This window comes from Vibrio sp. 1078-1 (assembly GCF_033340475.1).
The window spans coordinates 464,040-481,863 of sequence record NZ_JAWOWM010000004.1 but is presented as its reverse complement, the minus strand read 5'-3'; the positions used below and the strand labels follow the sequence as shown (position 1 = coordinate 481,863).

Annotated in this window: 15 protein-coding genes; 4 read left to right on the top strand and 11 right to left on the bottom strand. The window is 44.3% G+C overall.

Annotation, left to right across the window (positions count from 1 at the left end):
* Positions 1–408: 408 nt before the first annotated feature.
* The 6 genes from vpsR to xerD all read right to left on the bottom strand — a co-directional run bounded on the left by vpsR (position 409) and on the right by xerD (position 8,359).
* Entirely contained in the window at positions 409–1,743 is a 1,335-nt protein-coding gene (gene vpsR, locus R7190_RS12080; RefSeq protein ID WP_017635067.1) for a cyclic-di-GMP-binding transcriptional regulator VpsR, read from the bottom strand.
* 243 nt (positions 1,744–1,986) lie between these two features.
* Positions 1,987–3,504: a lysine--tRNA ligase gene (gene lysS, locus R7190_RS12075; RefSeq protein ID WP_005382861.1), complete on the bottom strand. Its 1,518-nt coding sequence runs from the start codon at positions 3,502–3,504 to the stop codon at positions 1,987–1,989.
* 34 nt (positions 3,505–3,538) lie between these two features.
* A protein-coding gene (prfB, locus tag R7190_RS12070) for a peptide chain release factor 2 (RefSeq protein ID WP_100068604.1) occupies positions 3,539–4,637 on the bottom strand; the annotation gives its coding sequence in 2 pieces (ribosomal slippage) (positions 3,539–4,561 and positions 4,563–4,637; 1,098 coding nt in all).
* Positions 4,638–4,810: 173 nt separating this feature from the next.
* Positions 4,811–6,550 (bottom strand): single-stranded-DNA-specific exonuclease RecJ, encoded by a 1,740-nt coding sequence (gene recJ, locus R7190_RS12065; RefSeq protein WP_186584461.1) that lies wholly within the window; start codon positions 6,548–6,550, stop codon positions 4,811–4,813.
* 43 nt (positions 6,551–6,593) lie between these two features.
* Positions 6,594–7,382, bottom strand: coding sequence for a bifunctional protein-disulfide isomerase/oxidoreductase DsbC (dsbC, locus tag R7190_RS12060; RefSeq protein ID WP_005381786.1), 789 nt, complete (start codon positions 7,380–7,382; stop codon positions 6,594–6,596).
* Positions 7,383–7,441: 59 nt separating this feature from the next.
* Positions 7,442–8,359 carry a site-specific tyrosine recombinase XerD gene (xerD, locus tag R7190_RS12055; RefSeq protein ID WP_005381788.1) on the bottom strand — a complete coding sequence of 306 codons (918 nt, stop codon included), beginning with the start codon at positions 8,357–8,359 and terminating at the stop codon, positions 7,442–7,444.
* A 157-nt stretch (positions 8,360–8,516) separates the two neighbouring features.
* On the opposite strand from xerD, the gene fldB reads away from it, so the two are divergent.
* Positions 8,517–9,035 carry a flavodoxin FldB gene (gene fldB, locus R7190_RS12050; protein WP_005381790.1) on the top strand — a complete coding sequence of 173 codons (519 nt, stop codon included), beginning with the start codon at positions 8,517–8,519 and terminating at the stop codon, positions 9,033–9,035.
* Positions 9,036–9,120: 85 nt separating this feature from the next.
* On the opposite strand, the gene brnQ is transcribed toward fldB, so the two are convergent.
* Positions 9,121–10,431, bottom strand: a complete 1,311-nt coding sequence (gene brnQ, locus R7190_RS12045; RefSeq protein WP_104975863.1) for a branched-chain amino acid transport system II carrier protein — start codon at positions 10,429–10,431, stop codon at positions 9,121–9,123.
* Between the two features lie 330 nt (positions 10,432–10,761).
* Here brnQ and R7190_RS12040 point away from each other — a divergent pair, with 330 nt between their 5' ends.
* Together R7190_RS12040 and srmB are read left to right on the top strand one after the other, a co-directional pair.
* On the top strand, positions 10,762–11,481 hold the full coding sequence (locus tag R7190_RS12040; protein ID WP_053306891.1) for a tRNA1(Val) (adenine(37)-N6)-methyltransferase: 720 nt from the start codon (positions 10,762–10,764) through the stop codon (positions 11,479–11,481).
* A 107-nt stretch (positions 11,482–11,588) separates the two neighbouring features.
* Positions 11,589–12,812, top strand: coding sequence for an ATP-dependent RNA helicase SrmB (gene srmB / locus R7190_RS12035; protein WP_005381797.1), 1,224 nt, complete (start codon positions 11,589–11,591; stop codon positions 12,810–12,812).
* 109 nt (positions 12,813–12,921) lie between these two features.
* Here the strand turns inward: srmB and yaaA are convergent, their stop codons facing one another.
* Positions 12,922–13,698: a peroxide stress protein YaaA gene (yaaA, locus tag R7190_RS12030; RefSeq protein WP_017821506.1), complete on the bottom strand. Its 777-nt coding sequence runs from the start codon at positions 13,696–13,698 to the stop codon at positions 12,922–12,924.
* Positions 13,699–13,808: 110 nt separating this feature from the next.
* Complete coding sequence (locus R7190_RS12025; RefSeq protein ID WP_005381800.1) at positions 13,809–15,242, bottom strand: alanine/glycine:cation symporter family protein; 1,434 nt, start codon at positions 15,240–15,242, stop codon at positions 13,809–13,811.
* A 721-nt stretch (positions 15,243–15,963) separates the two neighbouring features.
* Here R7190_RS12025 and R7190_RS12020 point away from each other — a divergent pair.
* Positions 15,964–16,149: a DUF3545 family protein gene (locus R7190_RS12020; RefSeq protein WP_005381805.1), complete on the top strand. Its 186-nt coding sequence runs from the start codon at positions 15,964–15,966 to the stop codon at positions 16,147–16,149.
* A gap of 236 nt (positions 16,150–16,385) precedes the next feature.
* Here R7190_RS12020 and R7190_RS12015 read toward each other — a convergent pair whose 3' ends face one another.
* Together R7190_RS12015 and ung are read right to left on the bottom strand one after the other, a co-directional pair.
* Positions 16,386–16,937 (bottom strand): hemerythrin domain-containing protein, encoded by a 552-nt coding sequence (locus R7190_RS12015; RefSeq protein ID WP_005381807.1) that lies wholly within the window; start codon positions 16,935–16,937, stop codon positions 16,386–16,388.
* 113 nt (positions 16,938–17,050) lie between these two features.
* Positions 17,051–17,731, bottom strand: a complete 681-nt coding sequence (gene ung, locus R7190_RS12010; RefSeq protein WP_005382846.1) for a uracil-DNA glycosylase — start codon at positions 17,729–17,731, stop codon at positions 17,051–17,053.
* Positions 17,732–17,824: the final 93 nt, after the last annotated feature.

Below are 17,824 nucleotides of genomic sequence, written 5' to 3'. Positions count from 1 at the left end.
ACGGATTAATTTTTATCTTGTGAGCCAGTGGTATTGGTATCATCCGATTTAAGGGTTATCGGAGCGATAGGCATACGATCAGCGCAAGCAGTGGTGTTAACAACGTAATGTTTCATCTTGCGCCTCCTAGCTAAAAATTAATCCGTTTATGAAAGGTATAACTCATTGAGTTACGGTTAAATTGTAAGCTTTGATGGATATATATCAAACATTTTTTGCCTTTTTGATTAAAAACAAATCAATACACCGCAATTTAGTTTCATATACTTTTACGTATAACATATTCACCTGAGGAATATATAAATTTGCGGATTTTATAAATCAAACCAAACAAAAATAAAAAGAGCGGCTCTGTGGCCACTCTCTTTTATTGTATTTATTCGCCTATTTAACACAGGGAAAGGCCAACTACATGGCTTGTTCGGAAATCAAGTTATGTTTATTAAGTAGTCGATACATGGTTGCACGCGAAACTCCGAGCTCTTTCGCCGCATTTGAAACTTGACCAGAATGAGATTCCAAAACAACCAGCAACGCATCACGTTCACTCTTCTCTCGGATTGATTTCAAGCTGCGCTTTGAGTCATTACGTTGAGGTAAATCTAAGTGATGCTCTTCAATCATTACGCTGTCGGACATTAATACCGCTCGCTTCACTTGGTTCATCAGCTCACGCACATTTCCAGGCCAGAAATAACGTGTCAGTGCCTTGAATGCATCCTCAGAAAAGCTTTTTGCTTGCGAGTTGTACTCTTTTGAGAACTCTTGTAAGTAGAAACGAGCCAGCAATGCGATGTCACTCGCACGTTCTTTCAAGCTAGGGACATTGATGCGCAAAACGTTGATGTAATGGTAAAGCTCTTCATTGAAGTCACCGTCAATCAAAGCTTTTTCAACATCTGACGAGTTAGCAGCAAGAATACGCACGTTAACCGCTTTTACGCCATCTTTGGTATCAATGGTGCCTTCTTGCAAGAATCTCAGCAGATTCATTTGCTGCTCTTTTGAAATGGTAAGAATGTCGTTAAACAACACGGTGCCGCCATCTGCTTGTTCAAGCAGGCATGCTTCCATATCTTCATCGGCGTTAATACCAAATACTTCAGCTTGGAAACGTTGTTCATTGAGTGCGCGACAGTTAATTGCCATAAACGGTTTATGAGAGCGTGAAGAGACTTTATGGATGGCCCTAGCAACCGCCTCTTTACCAGTCCCACTTTCCCCAGAAATCAGAATGCTGACGTCTGTTGGACCGATGCGCTTCACTTGATCGCGTAAACGTTTCATCGGGATAGATTCACCGATCAGACCCATATCTAAACTGCTACCAAAACTAGGCCAAACTTTTTTCTCCAACTTAAGCATGCCAAGCTGGTGACCTATTGTGCTTAATAACTGTGCATCTGGGATCGGCGCTGTAAAAAAATCGATACAAAAGTTAACAATGAACTGGCATATGGTGTCAGTGCCAAGCTGAGATTCACGAATAAACGCTAACCAACGTACGTGTTTGTGAGAGCTGACTAAGTTCGCCAAACCATTCAAGCTGAACTCGTCATGGCTGAGATCAACAATACCGATACATGGACCAATATCTTCTAACAGCGTATTAGCTTTGCGTAAGTCACCTACTTGGTGACACTTCCAGCCCACTTGCTCCAGTACCGATAACCAAGGCTCATAAGTACCGCCAACTACCACAAGCGATCCCGGGATGGAATCCATCTTAAACTGCCCAGCCATTCTCTAACCCTTTTTCATTGTTAATAGAAATTTTGTGCCACAAACTTATCTTTGCGAGCGGGTAACATTATCGAGACTCCGCCCCCTCACGTCTGTCTCAGTATTAAGACTATGCAATAGATTGAGATTTGGCGAATGTTTATTTGCATATCCCATTAAAAGGCAAATGCAACAACTTGAATCAGCTTAACTAAAAGGCAAAAAAAAACCACCCGAAGGTGGTTTTTTACTCATCCTATCGAATTACGCTTGCGGGCGCATTGCAGGGAATAAGATCACGTCACGGATAGTGTGCGTGTTAGTCAGTAGCATAACCAAACGGTCGATACCGATACCTTGGCCTGCTGTTGGCGGTAGGCCGTGCTCTAGAGCAGTGATGTAGTCTGCATCGTAGAACATTGCTTCGTCGTCACCAGACTCTTTCGCTTCAACCTGTGCTTTAAAGCGTGCATCTTGGTCTTCAGCATCGTTAAGCTCTGAGAAACCGTTCGCTACTTCACGGCCACCGATAAAGAATTCAAAGCGGTCTGTAAAGAACGGGTTGTCATCGCTACGACGAGCTAGTGGAGAGATATCTGCTGGGTAGCCAGTGATGAACGTAGGCTGCATTAGCTTAGGTTCTGCTGTTTCACCAAAGATCTCTTCAAGAAGCTGACCACATGTCCAGAAAGGTTCTACTTCAACGTGAACAGATTTCGCGATAGAAACCATTAGATCACGGTTTTGTAGGTCTTCTTCTGTTAGCGCTTGGATTTGCGCGTGGTCTGGGTTGTAGTGCTTGATTGCTTCGAACATGCTCATACGAGTGTAAGTACCACCAAACTCAACCGTTTCATCACCGTAAGGCATTGACGTTGAACCTAGAACTTCTTGCGCCACTGAGCTTAGTAGTTCTTCAGTTAGGTCCATCAGATCTTTGTAGTCTGCGTACGCCATGTAGAATTCCATCATTGTGAATTCTGGGTTGTGACGTGGAGAAAGGCCTTCGTTACGGAAGTTACGGTTGATTTCGAATACGCGATCAAAACCACCAACAACTAGACGCTTCAGGTATAGCTCTGGCGCGATACGTAGGTACATTGGCATGTCTAGTGCGTTGTGATGCGTGATGAATGGACGCGCACTCGCACCGCCAGGGATAACGTGCATCATTGGCGTTTCAACTTCCATGAACTGCTTAGAGATCATGAAGTTGCGGATTGCAGACATTACTTTAGAACGTACTACAAACGCTTGACGAGAGTCTTCGTTAACGATCAGGTCAACGTAACGTTGGCGGTAACGCATCTCTTGGTCAGTTAGACCGTGGAACTTCTCTGGAAGTGGACGTAGTGCTTTGGTTAGCAACTCGTACTCTTCCATGTTCACGTATAGGTCACCTTTACCAGACTTATGAAGTGCACCTTTAACACCGATGATGTCACCGATATCTAGACCTTGGTATTTTTCTTTAAGTACTTTTTGAACCGCTTTGTCAGCGTAAGCTTGGATACGGCCAGAAGTTTCTTGAATTACCAAGAATGGACCACGTTTAGCCATGATACGGCCAGCGATTGCTACTACGTGGTTAAGCTCTTCTAGCTCTTCCTTCGTCTTTTCACCGAACTCTTTCTGAAGGTCGCCCGCTAGTGCGTCACGACGGAAGTCGTTTGGATGGCCGTTCGCTTTGCAGCTCTTTCGGATTGCATCCAGTTTAGCGCGGCGTTCAGCAATCAGCTTATTTTCTTCTAGTACAGTTTCGTTTTGAACAGCATCAGTCATTTTCGATGTATCCTGTTTTTGTCGGTGAAAAGCTTTATAGACCTGATTTCAGGCTAGCTTCAATAAATTTGTCCAGATCGCCATCAAGAACCGCTTGAGTATTACGGTTTTCAATGCCCGTACGGAGGTCCTTAATACGTGAGTCATCCAATACGTAAGAACGGATCTGGCTACCCCAGCCAATGTCAGACTTAGCGTCTTCATTAGCTTGTTTTTCCGCATTTTGCTTTTGCAATTCAAGCTCAAATAGCTTCGCTCGAAGCTGTTTCATTGCCTGATCTTTGTTCTTATGTTGAGAACGGTCATTCTGACACTGAACCACTGTGTTCGTAGGTACGTGCGTAATACGTACCGCAGATTCTGTGGTGTTTACGTGCTGACCACCTGCGCCTGACGCACGGTAAACGTCAATGCGTAGGTCGGAAGGATTAATGTCGATGTCGATGTTTTCATCAATCTCTGGATAGATGAACGCAGAAGCAAATGACGTATGGCGACGACCGCCTGAATCGAACGGAGATTTACGAACAAGACGATGAACGCCCGTTTCTGTACGTAACCAACCGTACGCATACTCACCAGAGATGCGAACTGTTGCCGACTTAAGACCCGCGACTTCACCTTCAGAGACTTCAATCACTTCAGCTTTGAAGCCCTTCGCTTCTGCCCAACGTAGGTACATACGCAGCAGCATGTTAGTCCAGTCTTGTGCTTCTGTACCACCAGAACCAGCTTGCAAATCGATGTAACAATCAGAGCTATCGTGGTCGCCAGAGAACATACGACGGAATTCAAGCTTTTCTAGCTTCTCTTCCAACTCAGCAAGTTCTGGTTCAATTTCGTCAAATGTTTCTTGATCTTCTTCTTCTACAGCCAGCTCAAGAAGACCTTCTACATCTTCCACACCTTGCTCTAGTTGATCAATGGTTTCAACAACCGCTTCTAGTGATGCACGCTCTTTACCCAGTGCTTGCGCACGCTCAGGTTCGTTCCATACATCTGGTTGTTCAAGTTCTGCGTTGACTTCTTCTAGACGCTCTTTCTTCGCGTCATAGTCAAAGATACCCCCTCAGGACATTTGTGCGCTGAGACACGTCCTGCAGACGGTTTTTAATTGGATTGATTTCAAACATGTTTACTCAACATTTTAGAATAGAATTTAACCGAGAAATTCTACTGAAAAATGTGACCGAGATACAGGAAAATTTCGGATGAGAAATCAGATTGCGGTGAGAGAGAGCACGGTCATAAAATTTTACGCCCACTTAGGGGCAACCGTACTCTATAAGAAAGGTTAATCTAGGTATTACTTAGCTTCGATATGGTCGATCATCAATTGCAATGATTGATTACCACGAAATTCATTCACATCCAGCTTATACGCGAGACGTACTGTTTTAACCGATGCATCTGGCCATCGACGTAGATCAACATTGAATGCAATGCCGTCGATCATCACATTGGTAGGGTGACCTTTATAAAGCGGCTCTAACATCAATTTAAGATGCTTCTCACCCACCAGCTTTTGATGCAGTACTTTAAACTCACCATCAAAGATTGGTTCAGGGAAGGCTTGTCCAAAAGGGCCACCCGATCGCAGCAGTTCAGCAACATGCATAGAGAACTCTTCCGGCTTAAGTTCACCATCTGACATGATCACGCCTTTTAGCGCCGCTTCATCGAGTTCCTTTTTTACCACTTCATCAAACAAACGACTGAAACGCTCAAAATCCTGCTCTTTAATCGTTAAGCCTGCTGCCATGGCGTGTCCACCAAACTTGATGATCAAACCCGGGTTTTGCGTGTCGATGAAATCCAACGCATCGCGCATGTGTAGCCCCGGAATAGAACGACACGAGCCTTTAATCGTCCCTTCTCCGCCATCAGCAAATGCAATGACTGGACGGTGAAACTTCTCTTTAATGCGCGAAGCCAAAATACCAATCACACCTTGATGCCAATCACGTTGGAATAAGGCTAGGCCATAAGGAAGCTCATTGCCTTCACCAAACTGAAGGCGCTCACAGAAAGCCATCGCTTCTTGCTTCATGCCTTCTTCAATCTCTTTACGAGTCTGGTTCAAGCCATCCAATTCACTTGCCATGCGACGAGCTGCGTGGATGTTGTTACACATCAGCAGTTCAACACCGAAAGACATGTCATCAAGACGACCTGCAGCATTAATACGTGGACCTAAAGCAAAGCCAAAATCGGACGCAACTAAACGACGCGCATCGCGCTTCGCGACCTCAATTAACGCTTGGATGCCGGGACGCGCTTTGCCCGCACGAATACGTTGCAAACCTTGGTGTACAAGAATGCGGTTGTTTTCATCCAATGGAACGACGTCGGCGACGGTACCCAGTGCAACAAGGTCAATCAGTTCCATCAACTTGGGCTCTTGCATCCCCTGTTCTGCAAACCAATTGTGTTTTCGCATATGAACGCATAGTGCCATCATGAGATAAAACGCGACCCCCACACCCGCAAGCGCTTTAGATGGAAAGCTACAGCTCTCAAGGTTTGGGTTCACCATTGCATCCACATCAGGCAACACTTGTCCTGGTAAGTGGTGATCGGTAACGAGCACGGTAATGCCATTTTCTTTTGCGTAACGCACACCTTCGATTGATGAGACGCCGTTATCCACCGTCATGATCATCTCAGCGCCAAGCTCTAACGCTTGGTCAACGACTTCTGGGCTTAACCCATAACCGTCTTCAAAACGATTTGGCACTAGGTAATCCACATTGTGACTACCAAGCATACGCAGCGCGAGTACTGATAATGCTGAGCTTGTCGCACCATCAGCGTCAAAATCACCGACAACGATGATGCGTTTTTGTTCTTTTATCGCCTGAAACAAAAGATCGACAGCTTGCTCAATCCCCCCGAGTTTTTGATATGAATGCAACCCACGGGCCGACGTTTCTAATTGTGAAAGATCCGTTATCCCACGGTTGATGTAGATACGTTTAAGAATCGGAGGAATGGAATCAGGAAGAAGGGAAAGATCAGGTTCAGGACGTCGTTGAATTTCTATCATGCTTAAAAGAGCCGACAACTTTGCCGGCTCTGCTCCTAATGGATTATAGTTGCTTTAAACGTTTCAATAGCTCTGCAGGTGGTAGGTAGCCACCAACCATTTCGCCATTCGGTAAGAAGATTGCTGGCGTACCAGAAATACCCAATTGGCGACCTAGATTGTAATGCGCCTGGATGGTTTCTTTACACTGTTTTAAGTCTTTCGCAGGGTTATCAAATGTACGATTCACTTTCGCGTTGTGCATTGCCGACGCCGGATCTTCAGCACACCAAATCGTTGCCATTTGCTCTGCCACAGGGCCAGTTGCACCTTGGCGAGGGTAAGCCATGTAACGCACTGTGATACCTAGATCATTATAGCCTTGCATTTGGCTATGCAGACGCACACAGTAACCACAGGTGATATCAGTGAATACGGTCACAACGTACTTTTCATCGTCGGCTTTGTATTCGATCATGCTATCGGAGAACTGCGCAATTTTCTCGGCGTTAAGCGGCGCTTGACGCTCTGCTATGACATCTTTGTAACTGCCATCATCATTAATGGCATAAAGCGTACCGGCGATAAAGTGGCTACCATCATTTGAAGCAAACAGGATCCCGCCATTGGTTTGAATTTCCAATAAGCCAGCGACGTCTGATGGTTGAATATCAACGATAGATAAACCAAGCTTTGAGAACTTAGTTTTTAATGCTGCTTCATCAAAGCCGCTTTGTGCAGCTGGCGCTACTTGTTGCGCAGGAGTCTCCGTTTGAGCCTGACTTTCTTCTGCACCACAAGCGGTAACAAAAAATGGTAAAGTCAGCAGAGTTAGTCGGCGTAATACGCTCATGAAATTCACCTTAATGTAAAATCGTTTTTCCAAGAAGACATGGATGAATCTAACCATTGTTACGCTCTTGGGTGGTGTTGACTGTGGATCTGCTTCAATCGTTCAGTCGCCACGTGAGTATAAATTTGCGTGGTCGATAAGTCACTATGTCCTAAAAGCATCTGTACGACCCTGAGATCTGCGCCATAGTTCAATAAATGCGTGGCAAAGGCATGACGCAGTACGTGCGGCGACAGCTGATCAGTATCAATCCCTGCTATCAAAGCATAGTATTTAATACGGTGCCAAAACGTCTGACGAGTCATCTGTCTTGCGCGTTTACTAGGAAAAACAATATCAGATGATGTATCACCAAGTAACGCAGGGCGCCCTTGTTGAATGAACGTCTCGATCCAATCGACCGCGTTTTCCCCCATAGGAACCAGGCGTTCTTTACCACCTTTACCAGTCACGCGCACCACCCCTTGGCGCAAGCTAACATTTTCCATGGTCAAACTGACGAGCTCTGTCACACGCAACCCTGTCGCGTAGAGTAGCTCTAGCATCGCTTTATCGCGCAATTCTATAGGGTCATTCGGGTCTGGCGCTTCGAGCAACGCGTCCACTTGCTCTTCACTAATATCTTTGGGTAAACGTTGTGGCAGTTTAGGACTAACCAAAAGCGCACTCGGGTCATCAGCACGCACCTTCTCACGATGCAGGTATTGAAATAAACGGCGAATCGCCGACAACATACGCGCACGAGACGTCTGTTTGTAATCTAAATCTACAAGGTGGCTTTGATATTCTTGCAAGCCAGACAAACTGATAAAATCAAGACGGTATCGATGTTTTTCCATCCACACGAGCAGCTTCATTAAATCGTTTCGGTAGGAAGCCAACGTGTTCTCTGATAGGCCACGCTCCATCCACATCGCATCTAAGAATTGCTCAACAAGCGAAAAATCTTGTTGATTGACAGGCTGTTGTGCCGTCATGAATGCTTCCTTATCTGTTTATATTTACAGTATTTAGATTAAAGCACCTGCCAATCCAATACCATAAAAAATCATCCCACATAGGATATTCGCTGCAATCTTCCTCAATTTATGGTTAGAATCTTCCACAACAGCAACACAAATAACGACGAATATAATGAAAATCGGACTCTTTTACGGCTCAACGACCTGCTACACCGAAATGGCAGCAGAGAAAATTCGTACCCTTATTGGTGAAGACCTTGTCGACATTCACAATGTGAAAGAGACACCGTTATCACTAATGGCGGACTACGACTTATTACTCCTTGGCATCTCAACTTGGGATTTTGGTGAAATTCAAGAAGATTGGAACGCGATTTGGCAAGACATCGCGACCACACCACTGAAAGGCAAAGTTGTAGCGCTGTTTGGTCTGGGTGACCAAGAAGGTTACGGAGAGTGGTATTTAGATGCGATGGGCTTACTTCACGATGAATTGCAAGCCACAGGCGCAACCTTTATCGGTTACTGGCCAAATGAAGGCTACGAATTTGAAGCATCGAAAGCATTGATCGAAGATGGCAGCAAGTTTGTTGGACTTGCGTTAGATGAAGACTCACAGTACGAACTGAGTGATGAACGCATCGAAAAATGGTGTGAACAAGTTCTTGTGGAATTCCACGACACGCTTTAATAGCGCAAACACGTAATCATTAAAAAGTAAAAAGCCCGATGAAGTAATTCATCGGGCTTTTTATTATCTTGATAACGCGAAGTGATTACGCGGTTTCTTGTGCTAGCTCTGGGCGAGGTTTCGCGATGAAGAACATGCACACGATAGCCGCAAATGTTGGAAGCACCCAACCCATGCCGACTTCGAATAGTGGCAACATGTTAAACGCAGAAACATCAATACCCGATACTTTTGCCGCATCAACCAACGCAAACAGCAGAGATACAAGCAGTACTGCACGGTAAGCAAAGCGTGGATTCGGCAGTTTGCTGCGCACAAATGTTAGTGCAACCAACGCAATCGCCACAGGGTACAGCGCAAACAATACTGGCACTGACAGAGAAATCAGCTGCGCAAGACCAACGTTTGCAACCAATGCACAAACAGAACCATTAATCAGTACCCATTGCTTGTATGACAGTGGTGTTTTCGAGCTGAAGAAATCTGAACACGCAGAAATCAAGCCAATCGCGGTTGTCAGACACGCTAGCAATACGATGACAGACAGAACGATTTGACCGTATGGACCAAACAACGCTTGAACGTATTGGCTAAGCACTAGGCCACCATTATCAGCACCAGCAGCAACCGTTGCACTCGTCGCACCTAAGTAAAATAGTGAGATGTAAACAAACGCAAGACCAGCAGCAGCAATACAACCTGCATAGATCAGATATTTAGTAGTTGCAGAGCGCTCAGTAATGCCTTTACCGCGCAGTGCATCAACCATCAGCATACCAAACATCAATGACGCGAACGTATCCATTGTGTTGTAGCCTTCTAAGAAGCCTTTGGTCAGAGGCTGCGTTAGGTATTCACCGTGCGCGCCTATCATATCGCCCTGAGGATCAAGGAAGACAGCGACAGCAAGAATGATCAAACCAACAAACAATGCTGGTGTCAGTACTTTACCGATAAGATCGATCAAACGGCCTTGGAACCATGAGAACATCATCGCTGTGATAAAAAAGATCACTGAGAACGCTGTCAGATGCGTTTGTGATGCCTCAAGGAAGAAAGGTTTCACCGCCATCTCGTAAGCCACTAGGCCAGTACGAGGCGCTGCAAACGCAGGACCAATGATGATGAAAATCAGTGCAGCCATAAGAACTGCCGCTTTTTTCGGAAGATCTTGCGTCAAGTGATCCCAAGAACCACCAGCAACAGCAATAGCAACGATAGTAATAAGAGGTAGACCTACCGCTGTTAGCAAGAAACCAAACATAGCTGGCATTAAGTTTTCACCCGCTAACTGACCCGCTAGAGGTGGAAAGATAATATTGCCCGCACCTAAAAAGAACGCAAATAGCATAAAGCCTACTGCGATAATATCTGTTAGTTTTAACGTCTGCTTCACAGATAACCCTTGTCTTTTAATTAATGAATGTTGTGTATGCTTAGACCACTTTTTGTATACCTAAAGTCAATAAGTACACGTGGTTCAATCTATAAAATTTTCGCCGCATAATGACGAAAGACTCATCATTTGGCAACCTTTAAGAAAAAAACACCATATTAATTTAGTTTTCAAACTTAAAAGCAGTGGATATAACCAGATCCAAATGACAGACCAGTTCTTTATCTCGATCAATTAACAATACAATTTAATAACCAACAAAACAACAATCTATACAATTAATAAACAATAGAGCAATCCACTTAATTATTGAGCAAATATAAAACAATCATGAAGAACAAAAAACTGAAAACTAAAGGCTTCAATTTTAAGCAATTTTGTATTGAGGGCGGCGAGAGTGGTATGCCAGTCAGCACAGATGGGGTAATGCTTGGTGCTTGGATTCAAAGCCCTAACGACGCTAAAATTCTCGATATTGGCACTGGCACTGGCCTGCTTGCCCTGATGTGTGCTCAACGCTTTACAGAAGCTCAAATAACCGCGGTCGATATCGAATTAACAGCCGTTGCTGCCGCGCAAAAAAATATGGCCCAGTCTCCTTGGTCAGATCGTGTAAGTGTGCATCACACCGACATACTGCACTTTACGCCGACACATCCATTCCAACGCATCATTTGTAACCCGCCCTACTTCAACAGCGGCGAGCAATCGAAACACAGTCAACGTGCAACCGCGAGGCACACTGATACGCTAGGCCATAACGCATTGCTACAGCGTTGCTATCATTTGCTTGATGACGAAGGGAGAGCTAGTTTTGTGTTGCCAATCACCGAAGGCGAGCAGTTCATTGAGCTAGCATTAAACCAAGGTTGGTATCTATCGCGGATCTGTCGTGTGCAACCATCAGAAAAGAAACCAGTACACCGACTGTTATTTGAACTGTCAAAACGACCTTGCGATTTGCAGACGTCACATTTAATTATCCGTTCAAATGACGGCTATAGTGATGATTTCATACAGTTAACTCGCGAGTTTTATCTTAAGATGTGAAATAACATGTGATCCTTATCACCAATCACTTTATAATGTGCGACCTTTTTGTATTCTATGCTGTTGTGGCGAACCATTAACCAAGCTTTGCTTGTGGAGAACTCATTGTGATCAGAACCTTTGCTGAACTTGATCTAGACCAAAACCTACTTGAAGCCATTGAAGAGATGGGTTACGAACGCCCAACAAAAATTCAGGCAGAAGCGATTCCACAAGCGTTGGACGGTCGTGACATTCTAGCGTCAGCGCCAACAGGAACTGGTAAAACGGCCGCCTTCGTCCTGCCAGCATTGCAATACTTGCAAGACTTCCCTCGTCGTAAGCCTGGGCCTGCGCGTATTTTGATCCTAACGCCTACTCGCGAACTGGCGATGCAAATTGCCGATCAAGCACGTGCTTTGGCAAAAAATACCAAACTCAACATTTTCACCATCACTGGTGGTGTTCAGTACCAAGAGCACGCCGACATCCTTGCAACAACACAAGACATTGTGGTTGCGACACCTGGCCGTTTAAAAGAATACATTGATGCAGAACGTTTTGATTGTCGTGCAATCGAATGGTTAATCCTTGATGAAGCAGACCGTATGCTAGATATGGGTTTTGCTCCTACTGTCGATCGCCTATCTAACGAATGTCGCTGGCGTAAGCAAACCCTTCTGTTCTCAGCAACGTTAGAAGGGAAAGGCGTAGAAGGCTTTACCGCTGATCTGTTGAATGACCCAGCAGAGATTGATGCAAAATCGCCGCTGCGTGAGCGTAAGAAAATTGCTCAGTGGTACCACCGAGCTGATGATGCTGAACACAAACTGGAATTACTAAAACACATTATTACTCAGCAAGCTGAGCGCACTATCGTCTTTTTAAAGACTCGTGAGCGTTTGGCTGAGCTACGAGCGCAGCTTGAAAGTGCACAGATTCCATGTTCTTGGATTCAAGGTGAAATGCCGCAAGATCGTCGTAACAATGCGATTTCTCGCTTCCGCGATGGAACTGTGAACGTGCTGCTCGCGACGGACGTTGCTGCGCGTGGTATCGATCTTCCGGATGTATCACACGTTATCAACTACGACATGCCGCGCACGGCTGATGTTTACCTTCACCGTATCGGCCGTACGGCTCGCGCAGGTAAGAAAGGTAACGCTATCTCAATCGTAGAAGCACACGACCAACCAATGATGGATCGCGTTGCACGTTATGTGAAAGAAGACATCAAAGAGCGTTTCGTGAAAGAGATGCGTCCTAAACACAAAAAGCCTGTGTTTAAGAAGAAAAAGAAAAAAGACGACAAGAAAAAAGTAGCGAAAAAGAAAACCGCTAAGAAGAAGTAATCTTGTTGGGGCCAAGTAGCTCAAGCTAGAAAATAACAAAGGGTTGGCAATGCCAACCCTTTTTCGTTTGTGCTGATAGAGATTAACGTAGACTACGTCTCAATCAGCTTTATTTTTGCTCTTCGCGTTTAAATACTAACTCTGTTGGCGTCGATTCATCTTCCACAAAGTAGTAACCCACCGTATCAAACTTAGTCAGGTCTGCAACGCTCTCAACACGGTTTTCAATGATGTAACGCGCCATCATACCGCGCGCTTTCTTCGCGTAAAAACTGATGACCTTGTATTGACCATTCTTACAATCTTTGAATACTGGCGTGATCACTTGCGCATCTAAATTCTTTGGCTTAACCGCTTTAAAGTATTCATTTGATGCAAGGTTGATAAGGACATTATCACCTTGAGCAGAAATCGCTTCGTTAAGCTTGTCCGTAATAACATTGCCCCAAAACTGGTACAAGTTCGTACCCTTGTCGTTTGCAAGCTTGGTACCCATTTCAAGACGGTATGGCTGCATCAAATCAAGTGGTTTTAGTAAACCATAAAGACCCGATAGCATACGCAGATGATCTTGAGCATATTCGAAGTCCGCTTCAGATAAACTTTCGGCGTCTAGCCCTGTGTAAACGTCACCTTTAAATGCAAGAATGGCTTGTCGTGAGTTTTCAGTGGTAAACGTTTCACTCCACTCTTGGAATCGACCTACATTTAAATCGGCAATCTTGTCGCTCACTTTCATTAAAGAGGCAACATCAGCAGGAGTCAGTTTGCGGCAAACATCGATAAGCTCTTTTGAGTATTCGACCAACTCAGGTTGAGTAAATTTTTCTGTCGCTAACGGAGACTCGTAATCAAGAGTCTTCGCTGGAGAAACTACGATAAGCATGACTTTCCCTTCTCTAATTTTGTTTTTAATAGGGTACAAAAAAAGCCATGCATTGTCTGCATGGCTTTTTACATCGTACTAATAGCTTTCAACTATGAGTGATAGCTCACTTAGTCTTTTTTATCGTTGTACCAAATGCCTTCTTCAAGCTGAGATTTCAGCTCTGGGAAATCATTCGCATCAAATGTTGGCACTTTGCCTTCACCAAGCTGGCGATTGTAATCTTTGGCCAGTTTAATCACGATGCCAGATAGCAAGATGATCGCCACCAAGTTGACTATCGCCATCAGACCCATAGAGACGTCAGCAAGCGACCATACGACTGGTAACGAAGCTAGTGCACCAAACATCACCATACCAAGAACAATAACGCGGAAAATGCTTAAGCCCGCTTTATGATTGTGCTCTAGGAAGATTAAGTTCGTTTCAGCGTACGAGTAGTTTGCAATGATTGAAGTAAACGCAAAGAAGAAGATTGCCACAGCAACAAAGATGCCGCCCCAATCGCCAACTTGTGAGCTCAATGCACGCTGAGTTAGCTCGATACCCGTCACTTCTGTTGCTTGACCGACATACTCACCAGACATCAGGATGATAGCCACTGTTGCAGAACAGATAACGATCGTATCCATGAACACGCCTAGCATCTGTACGTAACCTTGAGACGCTGGGTGTGGTGGGTAAGGTGTTGCTGAAGCTGCCGCGTTAGGTGCAGAACCCATACCTGCTTCATTCGAGAATAGACCGCGCTTGATACCGTTAATCATTGCCTGTGCAATTGCGTAGCCAAGACCACCTGCTGCTGCTTCTTGCAGACCAAATGCACTCTTAAAGATAAGCATCAATACATCAGGTAATTTCTCTAGGTTAGAGAACATGATGAACAGCGCTAGAGCTAGATAAAGTAGTGCCATGATCGGAACGATCATCTCAGCAACTCTTGCGATACGCTTGATGCCACCAAAAATAACAATTGCAGACAGTAAAACAACGGCAATACCGACATACAGGTTATTCCAACCAAATGCGTTGCTCATTGCATTGGCAATTGAGTTAGCTTGTACGGCGTTGAATACCAAACCAAAAGCGATGATTAGGAAAACTGAGAACAACACGCCCATCCAACGCATGCCCAGGCCTTTTTCCATGTAGTAGGCAGGGCCACCACGGTAGTTGCCATCATCATCTTTGGTTTTGTATAGCTGCGCCAGTGTGCTCTCAGCAAACGATGTTGCCATACCAAGCATTGCAATCAGCCACATCCAGAAGATCGCACCAGGACCACCCGCAGTCAATGCAACTGCAACGCCCGCCATGTTACCTGTACCAACACGTGCAGCAAGACTAGTACAAAGCGCTTGGAAAGAGGAAATACCAGCTTTGTCTGCTTTACGGCTGTTCTTAAGAACAGAGAACATGTGGCCGAAATGGCGGAACTGAATGAACCCTAATCGAACGGTGAAGTAAATACCAACACCAACAAGAAGATAAACCAGAATCGAGCCCCAGAGGAGATCGTTCATCAAATTGATTAAGTCTGTCATGTGTACCTCAAAGTGAGTTGCGCCAGTCTATGCGTCCTAGCCATCCACCAAATTGCCTGCTAAGTGTCAAAGTGTGCTTAGCTTTTTAAGTAATGTTTATGGGCAATCTAGAATCGTAAACGTCGCTTCATGCATCCATTTTACGTACCAGCGTATTTTTTGACGGGCGGATAATGCAACCTAGGAGCGCAAAAATCAATATGCAACAATAAGAATAACATTGTTATTTTTCACTATAAAGTCACCAAAAAATAACATAAATAGAAGACTTAACACTCAAACTGCGCAACATTTCAATTACCAAACACCAACATAAATAATTATTCTTCATTAAATGGAATGGTAAACCGTATAAACAAGAACAAGCTAGTATTCACAAGGTGTTACATAAATTTACGCTAGTGACTTACCATCTAATTGAACACTATTTCATCAAACTGATTTTATGCAACTTTAACCTTTGCGCAGTGCACCCATTCATCAAATCGAATTAACATAGAAAATCTCTCTATTTAATCGTTTTCTTGAGATCGTTTGTGCATTTTTTATCCACATCGTTGCAATAAAAAGTGTGATTTTGAGAATATTTTTGCACGAAAATGTCATGCTACCGACACAAATGCGAAATATATCATGGTTATTCTCACGGCTATTGTGGTACTTAAAAAACTCCACAAGGACTGGTTACAACAGTTTAGCTTAAGAAAGGTAAAGGTGGCTTATGGAAGGCTTTCAACTAGATGACATTTTTAATCTGGATACTACCTCAACAACCAAATCTCGTGCCAAACCAGTAAAGCGAAAGTGGCGTGAAATAGAAGAGATGAACGACAGACGCAATTTGCTTAAAGAGCTGCGCGAACTTGATGTCTGTACCGATTATAACTTGGAAGACATTAAACTCTAATTCAAACAAAAGGCACCTTACAGGTGCCTTTTGTTTTTTGTTTACGGTCACCGTAAACACCGTGAGTTTATGTACCAAGGTTTAAGTATGAATACCATTATTACTCAATGAGAATCTTCCGTACTTTTTGCCGAGAAATATGCACACTAAATTTTCGGTTGATTCCCAATAAATAAGAAATGTATCTCACAAACCCGAGAGACGGCTTTCGCTCGCTCAGATTTCATCATTCAGTCTTAAACATACTCAGTATCACTTTGACGAACACGTTCGGCCAACTGCTTATAACGATCAGCAATCGTGTCACCAAACACAGGATCATCCTCACTGACGCTCCATAAGCTCTCGACATGCTGCCAATCTTCTGTGGTAAATAACTCTTCAATGAGAGGCAAAATTTTTCGCTCTTCTAGCTCCAAGTGGTGCCTTTGCGATTCTATGAAATCTTCTAGGTGAGCGACAAACATGTCTTGTGGCACAACAGCATCCTGAAGGATCATCTCTATCACGGATGAAAACTCTCTGGTTTTACTCGCTAACTCTAGATGTTCTTTCTCTAAATTTTCCATGGTTTGCTGCTTGCCATAGTGTTCAAGAAAGTGGTGATAGAGGATATCTTCTTTCGGGTGGTGTACTTTCTCCGAATGATTAGAGAGGTAATCAACAATCTCGCTTACTAACGCATAGTTGATTACACGTTCTTTTTTTATCTCATTAAGCTTATGGCGCAGTATCGCCAACAGACGAACCATATAACCATGTTCGCGTCGAATTCTTTCGATCATCATAGCGTCTCTCCTTAACACCTACTTTTAGTAAGTGTACATGAGAAATTTACTATCAGCCTCGAGCATGCTCAAAAAAACAGCGATCATAGCATCCATGATCGCTGTCTCTTCATTTATACCGTTAATGGCAAATGCCAGTTAATTGGTGCTTTTTCTTGTGATGTAAGCAACTGGTTTGCTTGAGAGAAATGCTTACAACCGAAAAAGCCTCGATGTGCTGAGAGTGGCGATGGGTGTGGGGCAGCTAACACATGGTGCTTGTTGCGATCGATAAAGCGCCCTTTCTTCTGCGCGTGTGACCCCCACAGCAAGAACACTACACCTTCTTGATGCTGATTAATGGCTTCAATCACTCGGTCAGTAAACGTTTCCCAACCTGTCTTTGAATGTGAATGCGCTTTACCTTGCTCCACCGTTAATACCGTATTGAGTAACAATACGCCTTGTTCAGCCCAGCTTTGCAAAAAACCATGCTGAGGGATTTGGAAACCTTCAATATCTTGCGCCAGCTCTTTATACATATTAACCAGTGACGGTGGCGTTTTAATGCCAGGAAGTACAGAGAAACACAGGCCATGCGCCTGATTTGGGCCGTGGTATGGGTCTTGTCCTAGAATCACGACCTTAACGTCTTTGAACTCGGTAAAACGAAACGCGTTAAAGACATCTTTTGCGGGAGGAAAAATAGCTTTGCCTGCGGCGCGTTCGGCTTCAACAAAATTCAAGGTGTCTACAAAGTAGCTCTGCTTTTTCTCTTCGCCGATCACATCGTGCCAAGTGGGTGACTGATTCATGGAAAGTTCCTGTCCTAAATTTTGCTTCTATTCTAACGAGCGAAACTCAAACAAACAAAAACTTACCACGAACTTGAGACAAGTAATAAAAGA

Coding starts and splice junctions, on each gene's coding strand:
- R7190_RS12015 (WP_005381807.1), bottom strand. CDS start 16,937: ATGATGATCGAAAGAATTCGACGCGAACATGGTTATATGGTTCGTCTG.
- ung (WP_005382846.1), bottom strand. CDS start 17,731: ATGAATCAGTCACCCACTTGGCACGATGTGATCGGCGAAGAGAAAAAG.
- fldB (WP_005381790.1), top strand. CDS start 8,517: ATGAAAATCGGACTCTTTTACGGCTCAACGACCTGCTACACCGAAATG.
- xerD (WP_005381788.1), bottom strand. CDS start 8,359: ATGACGGCACAACAGCCTGTCAATCAACAAGATTTTTCGCTTGTTGAG.
- R7190_RS12040 (WP_053306891.1), top strand. CDS start 10,762: ATGAAGAACAAAAAACTGAAAACTAAAGGCTTCAATTTTAAGCAATTT.
- dsbC (WP_005381786.1), bottom strand. CDS start 7,382: ATGAGCGTATTACGCCGACTAACTCTGCTGACTTTACCATTTTTTGTT.
- recJ (WP_186584461.1), bottom strand. CDS start 6,550: ATGATAGAAATTCAACGACGTCCTGAACCTGATCTTTCCCTTCTTCCT.
- lysS (WP_005382861.1), bottom strand. CDS start 3,504: ATGACTGATGCTGTTCAAAACGAAACTGTACTAGAAGAAAATAAGCTG.
- vpsR (WP_017635067.1), bottom strand. CDS start 1,743: ATGGCTGGGCAGTTTAAGATGGATTCCATCCCGGGATCGCTTGTGGTA.
- R7190_RS12025 (WP_005381800.1), bottom strand. CDS start 15,242: ATGACAGACTTAATCAATTTGATGAACGATCTCCTCTGGGGCTCGATT.
- R7190_RS12020 (WP_005381805.1), top strand. CDS start 15,964: ATGGAAGGCTTTCAACTAGATGACATTTTTAATCTGGATACTACCTCA.
- yaaA (WP_017821506.1), bottom strand. CDS start 13,698: ATGCTTATCGTAGTTTCTCCAGCGAAGACTCTTGATTACGAGTCTCCG.